The organism is Paenibacillus sp. CECT 9249, assembly GCF_918697855.1.
Taxonomy (GTDB): domain Bacteria; phylum Bacillota; class Bacilli; order Paenibacillales; family Paenibacillaceae; genus MSJ-34.
Window position 1 is genome coordinate 93,778 of record NZ_CAKKLI010000016.1, and the last position, 9,125, is coordinate 102,902.

The 9,125-nt window shown below is 54.1% G+C and carries 5 protein-coding genes; all 5 read left to right on the forward strand.

The genetic code is table 11. The features are described 5' to 3' along the window. Positions 1-54 precede the first annotated feature (54 nt). Positions 55-4,062, forward strand: coding sequence for a sugar-binding domain-containing protein (locus LQ229_RS13805; protein WP_230192054.1), 4,008 nt, complete (start codon positions 55-57; stop codon positions 4,060-4,062). Positions 4,063-4,234: 172 nt separating this feature from the next. Next, on the forward strand, positions 4,235-5,131 hold the full coding sequence (locus LQ229_RS13810; RefSeq protein ID WP_230192055.1) for an FMN-binding protein: 897 nt from the start codon (positions 4,235-4,237) through the stop codon (positions 5,129-5,131). Positions 5,132-5,175: 44 nt separating this feature from the next. Next, entirely contained in the window at positions 5,176-7,050 is a 1,875-nt protein-coding gene (locus LQ229_RS13815; protein ID WP_230192056.1) for an FAD-dependent oxidoreductase, read from the forward strand. 51 nt (positions 7,051-7,101) lie between these two features. Next, positions 7,102-7,584, forward strand: a complete 483-nt coding sequence (locus LQ229_RS13820; RefSeq protein WP_216536416.1) for a hypothetical protein — start codon at positions 7,102-7,104, stop codon at positions 7,582-7,584. Next, complete coding sequence (locus tag LQ229_RS13825; RefSeq protein ID WP_230192057.1) at positions 7,571-8,572, forward strand: polyprenyl synthetase family protein; 1,002 nt, start codon at positions 7,571-7,573, stop codon at positions 8,570-8,572. The genes LQ229_RS13820 and LQ229_RS13825 overlap by 14 nt, the downstream gene beginning before the upstream one ends. Positions 8,573-9,125 lie beyond the last annotated feature (553 nt).

Genomic DNA, 9,125 nt, shown 5'->3' on the forward strand with positions numbered 1-9,125 from the left:
GTCAAGGCGCGATTGGAACGCCCGCAACATAACATTTGAAAGGAGAGAACTGCATTGAACAAGAAAACGGTGTCGATCATGTTGGCTTTTCTCATGTTGATTTGCCAAGCGTTCAGCGCTTCGCTGGCATTCGCGGCCGAAGAGGATCAATTATCCGGCGGCGAGAAAAACGGGTTGAAAGCGGAGTATTATATTACGTCCGGGAGAGACAAATTCGATTTTAAAGAGCTCAAGATGACGACGGTGGACTTGAATATCGATTATCCGAATTTGAAGCCGATTTTAAAAGCGTTTACCGGTCAGGATGAATACAATACGGTTCGCTGGACAGGGAAAATCGCGGCGCCCGCTACGGACGATTATACGTTTTACCTGCTCGGCGACAACGGATTCCGGCTTTGGATCGACGGCAAATTGGCGATCGACCATTGGGTCGACGATTGGGACAAGGAGCAAAAAAGCGCTCCGATCCGTATGGAAGCCGGAAGGAAATACGATTTCAAGCTGGAATATTTCCAGAACTTCGGCGGCGCCCACCTTTCCTTGAAATGGTCAGCCGCGAATTTGGCGAAGGAAATCGTGCCGCCGGGGGCGTTTGTTTTGCCGGACGGATTCGTGAATCACGGTCCCGCATCAAGCCGCATTCTAGAGGACGGGGTGCATGCGGAGCTTCGTTTCGCCGGCGGATTGAATCCGGTTCCGGCTGACGCGGCGCGGCATTTCACAGTGGTGGCCGGCTTGCGCAACCATACGCCGACAAGCGTGTCGCTTAAACCGGACGATCCGTCCGTGTTGACGCTGCAATGGGATATTCCCGTCTATAAGAAAGACAATGCGGTCATGATTACTTACGACGGGAACGGGGGCATCGCGAGACAAGACGGAGAGCGGTTAGGCACGTTTATCGCCCCGAAAGTGGAGAACGGATCCGAGTTTATGATCGAATCTCCATGGGCGCAGCAAGTGGATAAGAACAATGTGCTGCCGGAATATCCGCGGCCGCAGCTTGTTCGCGACAAGTGGATGAACTTGAACGGCGAATGGGAATTCGAGAGCGGCAGCAAGCAGACGGAGCTGCCTTCCGGCAAAACGTTAAGCGAGACCATTCTCGTTCCGTTCGCGGTCGAGTCGAAGCTATCCGGCCTGGAACGGCATGAGGAGAAGATGTGGTATAAACGGCAATTTACCATTCCCGCGGATTGGAGAGGCGAGCGCGTCAACCTTCACTTCGGCGCCGTCGATTTCGAGGCGACCGTCTATGTCAACGGACGGGAAGTCGGCAGCCACCGGGGCGGATATACCGGATTCAGCTTCGATATTACCGATTACTTGAAATCCGGCGCCAACGAGCTGATCGTCAAAGTGTACGATCCGACGGACAAAGGCGGCTACACGATCGGGAAGCAGCGGCTGGCGCCGGAAGGCATCTGGTATACGCCCGTCTCCGGCATTTGGCAGACCGTATGGCTGGAGCCCGTACCGAAAGCGTCGATCGCCAAGCTCGATATGACGCCGGTGCTTGCCGACGAATCGTTGAAATTGAAAGTGACGGGAAGCAAAGGCGCGAAGAACGAGAAGGTGGAAGCGATCGTTCTGAAGGAAGGGGAAGAGGTTGCCCGCGCGACGGGACGATTAGGGGAAGAGCTTTCGATCCGGATTCCGAATCCCCGCTTATGGTGGCCTGACGATCCGTTCTTGTACGATTTGAAAGTCAATCTGCTGCACGGATCGAAGAAGGTCGACGAAGTGGCCAGCTACTTCGGCATGCGCGAAGTGAAGCTCGGCAAAGTCGACGGCATTACCCGTCCGCTCATTAACGGCAAGTTTATATTCCAGCTCGGCCCGCTCGATCAAGGCTATTGGCCGGACGGATTATATACGGCGCCGACCGACGAGGCGCTGAAGTTCGACATTGAAACGGTCAAAAACCTGGGCATGAATATGATTCGCAAACATATGAAGGTCGAGCCGGACCGTTGGTTTTATTGGACGGATAAGCTCGGAGTCGTCGTATGGCAAGACCAGGTAAGCAAATTCGGAGACTCGGCGGACAACAGAGCCCAGTTGGAGCAAGAGTTCAAAGAAATGATCGATCAATTCCGCAATCATCCTTCTATCATTGTTTGGACCGTCTTTAACGAAGGCTGGGGACAGTACGATACCGAGCGGTTGACGAATTGGGCCATGAATTACGATCCGACTCGCCTCATTAACAATGCGAGCGGCTGGACGGACAAGAATGTCGGCCATCTCATCGATATGCATAATTACCCTGCCCCGAATTCGCCGCAGCCGACCGATACCCGCGCCGCGGTGTTAGGGGAGTACGGGGGATTGGGCTTGAAAGTGCCGGGCCACGAATGGAACTCGAACGTGTTCAATTACGAGGAGCAGAGCAGCGTGAAAGCGTTGACGGACCGGTATATCAGCTTTATTAACCGGCTCAAGGAACTGAAGGAAAGACCGGGGTTAAGCGCCGCCGTCTATACGCAAACCACGGATGTCGAGATGGAAATCAACGGCTTGCTCTCGTACGACCGCAAGGTGGAGAAGGCGGAGTTCGCGCGGCTTGCCGAAGCGCACAGGGAATTGATCGGCGACTATAACGCTTCCGATTTGAGGGCGGAAATCTCCAAAGCGCAAGCGGAGCTTGATCGGGCGGTCATCGGCGATAAGCCGGGACAATATCCGCAATCGGCCGCGGACGAACTGCAAAGCGCCGTCGATGCGGCCCAGGCGGTAGCCGATAACGCAGGCGCGACCCCTGAAGAGATCGGGCAGGCGATCGAACGATTGCAAGCCGCAGTCAAAAAGTTTAAACAAAGCGTCATTGTAACGGCGCCGACGATCCCGGCCCAGGCATGGGTGGATCATTTCGACGAAGCGACGCTGCACGAGTCATGGAACGTCTACAATCCGGATGCGGAAGGGTGGACCTTGACGGAACAACCCGGCCATTTGCGCATCAAAACGCAAAAAGGCGAGACGCATGAAGGATCAAATACGATTAAAAACGTATTTTTACGCGATGTGCCCGGGGAGGATTTCGAAGCGACCATGAAAGTGACGGCGCCCGTCCGGAAAAATTACCAGCAAGCCGGTTTGATCGTCTGGCAGGATATCGACAATTACGTAAGATACGGCCATGTCTGGGATACGACGGGAGCGAACGGGTATAGCCTGGAAACGGCCAAGGAAATCAACCGCAAATATACGAAAGCGACGAATATGGCGAAGCATCCGGGGACGGATGAAGTATACATGAAAGTGAAGAAGTCCGGAAACGTATATACCACCTACTTCTGGAACGGGCTGGAATGGCAGCAAGCCGCCGATCCGTTGACGGCCGATCTGAACGGCATTCAAATCGGATTATACGCATTTTCCTCCTCCGACGGGGAGTCGATCAATGCGGATTTCGATTACTTTACAATTCAATCGCCCAGCGCGACGAAGGAATTGACGATGACTTTGCAAGGCGCCGGTACGGTGAAGAAGGACGATTCGTTTACGGTGCGACTGGGCGTCGCCAACGTGGCCGACAGCATTTACGCTTCGGACATTACGGTGAATTATCGCGCCGATCTGTTCGAATTGACGGAAGTGAAGCCGGTATCCGAAGGCGTCCAAATCATCGATCGGGCCGATAACGGAACGGGCGCCGTTCGTCTGGTGCTGGCGAGCATCGGGCAAGACAACGCGATTACGGGAGACGCGCAGTTGGTGAATCTCGTATTTAAAGCGAAGGGCGAGCCCGACTCGTCGGGAAACATATCGGTGATCAGAGCGATACTGGCTAATGGCGAAGGGGTCGAGAAGGAAGCGGCTTCCGCCGAATTGAGCGTACGCATCGAGAGCGGCAGCGGCGGCGAAGGTTCGGACGGCGACCTTAACCGTGACGGCAAATTCACGATCGGCGACTTGGCGATTATGGCGAGCCATTACGGCAAGGATAGCAGCAGTCCGGATTGGGCGATTGCCAAAGCGGCCGACTTGAACGGCGACAACAAAGTCGACATCGAAGATTTGGCGATATTGGCGCGGAAAATTTTGAACCCATAGAACGGGGAGAAGTCTCTCTTAAAAGGCCAAGGCTTATTCTTGGCCTTTTTTGCCGTGCATGCGAGAGGCCAGGACTTTGTGATTATTTTTACATACTCTAAGGGGCCGTTATGATACGATTTGTTCGAAATCATTCCTGCAAATCAATATGCGACAAACGGGAGGAGTCATAATGAAGAAATGGTCTATTTTATTGCTCATCGGTGCGATGATGCTTGCATTGCTGGCAGGCTGCGGCGCCCAAAACGGCGGAGAAACGGCCCCGCCGGAGAAAGATACGCCGACGACGGATGAGCAACCGGCGCCGGAGGTTGAAAGCGGAGCCTATGCGGACGGTATCTATTTTGCGCAAGAAGATCAATTTTCCGAAAAATCCGGGTGGAAGTACATGGTGCTGCTAACGGTGCAAGACGGGAAAATTATCGAAGCCAATTGGACGGGTGCCCACAAAAACGGCGGTCCGGATAAAAAGGAATCTTCCAAATCCGGCCAATACGGCATGAAAGCGGGCGGCGCGCAATCGGAGTGGCATGAACAGGCGGAATTAATGGAGAAGGCTCTCATCGAAAAGCAAGATCCGAAAGCGATTGCGGTAAAAGAGGACGGGAAAACCGACGCGGTTTCCGGCGTGTCCATAACTGTGAAAGAATTCACAAGTTTGGCGGAAAAAGCGCTGGCCGCAGGCCCGACGCAACCCGGTCCGTTTAAAGACGGAGCGTATCATGCGGAAGGCAAAGAGTTTGACGCCAAATCCGGCTGGAAAGGGACGATGGATCTTACGGTCGTAAACGGAACGATCGTCGCGGCGAACTGGGATGCGGTGCATAAGGACGGCGGCGATACGAAGAAAAAACAATCGGCGGAAGGCAAATACGGCATGAAGGCGGGCGGGGCTCAATCCGAATGGCATGAGCAAGCGGCCATCATGGAGCAAGCCTTGCTTGACAAGCAAGATCCGAAAGCGATCGCCTTGAAGGAAGACGGGACGGCCGACGCGATATCCGGCGTATCGATCCATGTAGGGGAATTCGTGCAATTAGCCGAGGAAGCGTTGGCGAACGCGAAGTAACGCAAGACGAAAACGGGGCTTGATCCAATAACGGGGTGAACTGCATGAAAAGAATCGTTGTACTGGGCGGCGGTTACGGTGGCGTGCTGACAGCGAAGAAATTGGCGAAAAAATTTAAAAAAGATGCGGATATCAGCATTACCTTAATCGATAAAAAACCTTATCATACGATGCTGACGGAACTGCATGAAGTGGCGGCGTGCCGGGTGCCGGAAGAAGCGGTGAAAATCGACTTGAAGCAAGTGTTCGCAGGACGTAAAGTCGACGTCGTACTGGATGAAATTACGAATATCGATTTTCAGGGCCGCAAGCTGGAATCCAAACGCAGTACGTACGCTTACGATTACCTGGTTGTCGGAACGGGTTGCAAGCCTACCTTCTTCGGCATTCCCGGCGCCAAAGAACACGCGTTTACGTTATGGTCGTTCGAGGATGCGGTCCGGCTCAAACTTCAGGTCCGGCAAATGTTTAGGGATGCGGCTTTGGAAACCGATCCCGAGAAGCGCCGGACATTGCTGACATTCGTCGTAGTCGGCGCCGGATTTACGGGGATCGAGCTGATCGGCGAATTGGCCGAGTACCGTGAAGAATTATGCCGGGAATTTCATATCGACGAATCCGAAGTGCGGCTCGTCGTGGCCGATATGGCGCCGAAAATTTTGCCGATCTTGCCGGACAGCCTGATTCGCAAATCGGAACGATATTTGCGCAAAAGGAATGTTGAGATCATTACCGGCACGCAAATTACGGGCGTCAGGGAGGATGCGGTCTGCCTCGGCGAGAGCGGCGAATTGAAGGCGGGCACGATCGTATGGACGGCCGGCGTCGAAGGCTCGGAATTGGTGGGCAAATTGGATGTCCGGCAGCAAGGCCGCAAGCGAATCGTGACGAACGATAAACTGCAAAGCGTCGATCATGAGAACGTGTATGTCGTCGGAGACAACATTTTCTACATTCCCGAAGGGGAAGAGCGCCCTGTGCCGCAGATGGTGGAGAATGCGGAGCATTCGGCCGGATTGATCGCTCACAACATTGAGGCGGATATCCGGAAAGGGCGGCATAAATCTTACAAGCCGTCGTTTCACGGCACGATGGTTTGCATCGGCGGGCGCTACGGCGTTGCCTATATCGGAACGCCGAAGACGAAGGTGAAGTTAAGCGGATTTTTCGCTATGTTTTGCAAGCATTTCATAAATATCGTCTATTTTTTGCAAGTGCTCGGCTTTCACAAGGTTTGGAACTATGCGATGCATGAGTTTTTCCATGAGAACAACCGGCGCAGTTTCGTCGGAGGGCATTTGGCCAAACGTTCGCCGAATTTCTGGCTGTTTCCGCTGCGCTTGTTCGTCGGCTATATGTGGCTGTCGCAAGGTCTCGACAAGCTGGGCAAAGTATGGAAGGATCCGACGAACATTTTCCTGATCCCTCCCAAGGCGGTGGACGGAACGACGGCGGCTTCGCAGGCGATAGATTCCGTAACGCAAACCGTAGACGCGTCGTCCGCGGCTTCGGCGGTAGAAAGCGCGGCGACGGCCGTGAAGGCTCTGCCCGTGCCCGGGTTCATCGAGCAGATGGTGAAGTGGAGCATGGATACGTTCTTCTATACGGCCGACGGGGGCTACACGACGCTTGCCGTCATCTTTCAAACCGGTATGGTGCTCGGCGAGATCGTCTTCGGCGCGCTGCTTATATTAGGGTTATTCACGGCCGTTTCGTCAATTGGAACGATTGCGATGGGGCTGATGATATGGACTTCGGGCATGGCGCCGTACGAAATGCTTTGGTACTTGGCCGGGGGCGTCGCGTTGATCGGCGGATCGGGCAGCACATTGGGCCTTGATTACTATGTCTTGCCTCACTTGCAAAGATGGTGGAAGAGAATCCCTGTCGTCAAGCGTTGGTATCTGTATACAAAGTAAAGGTTTGGTTTGCCGGATGTTGTTTGCAAATTCGGGCGAGGAGGGCTTGCCATGGAACATGGGCTCATTCAAGACACGATTGCGACGGTGCAAAGACATATCTCGCCGGAAACGTCCATTCGATTGGAAACGTCCGTAAACTTGCTGCCGGATATGGCGGCGCTGATTCGCGCCTGCGAAGCGGACCGTCATCGGCAAATCCATTTGTTGGGCAGTTATCTGCTGGTACGTATGGCCATGCGCCGGCATGCCGGATTGACGGCGAGCGATCCCGACTTGACCGAACGGATATTGGACGGCGATTACTTGCTGGGCTGTTATTACGATTGGATATGCCGCGCGGAAGAGTTCGACCTGCTCGCCTGGCTTGCGCCTGTCGTTAAAAAACTGCAGATTCGCGCCGTCTCGGGCAAGGCGGGGGAGCATTTGCTGGATGAGGCGTATCGGACGTTTTTGATGCGGCAGGCCGGCGTCCTGCCCAAACCGGCTTCGGCTTCGGCTGCGGGCAAGGTGATTGCGTATGAAACTGCATGAGGCGCTGCGTATTCAACTGGAGCCGATCGACAAGGAAATGATCAATATCGTGAAATACGATGCGGATGTGCCGCGGAATTCGCCCATTGTGCGAAGCGTCACGGAGCTCATCCGGGCGGGAGGGAAACGGCTGCGCCCGGTCATGGTCGTCGTGGGCAGCCGGTTCGGTCCCGGGCGTCCGCAACGGAAGACGATCCGTTTCGCGGCATTTACGGAATTTATCCACGCCGCCTCGCTGATTCACGACGATATCATCGACCGTTCCGCGATGCGGCGCGGAGAACCCGCTTTGCATGTCAAAATCGGCGTGAACGAGGCGGTGCATGTCGCCAATTATATGATGGCCCGCTCGGTGGAGTTATTGTCGGAATACGAAGGCAAGGATAATCCCTATATTCGCAAGCTGTCAGGCGTTCTTACGACGAAGCTCTGTTTGGGCGAGTATCAGCAATTGAACAGCCGGTTTCAGTTCGATTTGCCGTTGGAGCGTTATCTGGAGAAGACGAACAATAAAACGGCGCTGTTAATGGCTACCTGCCTTCAGGTTGGCGCCAGTTCTTCCGGGGCCGATGCGCAAACCGCCGACCTGCTGTACCGGTTCGGAGAATGCGTCGGAATGGCCTTTCAAATCCGCGACGACGTGCTGGATTTTACCGCATCGCCCGAATCGCTCGGCAAACCGGCGGGTAGCGATTTACGGAACGGCAACGTGACGTTGCCCGTTCTGTATGCGCTGGAAGATCCGCGGCTTGGACCGCGCATCCGCTCGCTGAACGCCGCATCGCCCTTGGCGGAATTTGCCGCGGCGGTACGGCTGATCGCCGGGAGCGAAGCGATCGATCGATCGCTTCAACTCGCCGAATCGTATTTGCAGCAGGCGGAGGGGATGATTCGGAAGCTGGGTCGTTACCCGGCGCATCGAGACTTGGAAACATTGCTGCGTTATTTTGCCGCCGGGAAACCGGAGCGGGCGCGTCTCCGACAATAGATTGCATTGTTCGGAGTAACGTACGGCCCCTCCGGTTTCTCTTCTGTTCACTATCCCATCGAGTCAGAAATGCTGCCCTCGCTCATCCTATTCCGTCGAAGCCCGTAATGGAAATTCTCTTGGCACGATCGCAATGAATTGGACTGAACACCTTACCATTATAGATTTGAAACCCTCTTTCCGCTATCCCCTTGACTCAGAAGCAACTGCGCGAATGAATGTCCGGGCTCGGAGGTACAAGCGATCATCCCATAAATGTCGTGGCTCGGAGCTACAATCACCCATTCCATAAATGCTGGGATATTGCGAACGGTTTTGACGTAGAAAACGTAGCAGAAAATAATGTGATTTTTCGCATACAAAACTGCATCAGGGCCTGAAATCGCGATTTATGTATGAAATTTCGAACAATATCGTCGGATTCGAGGTCAAGTCCATTATTGTGTGTAAAATGATCCTCGTTGAGATTGTGCTAGCCAATCCGAACTACTTTTGAATCACCTTTTTTCCTGGTCTTGCGCCATTCGAGGAACTCTGCCATATCGAAATATTT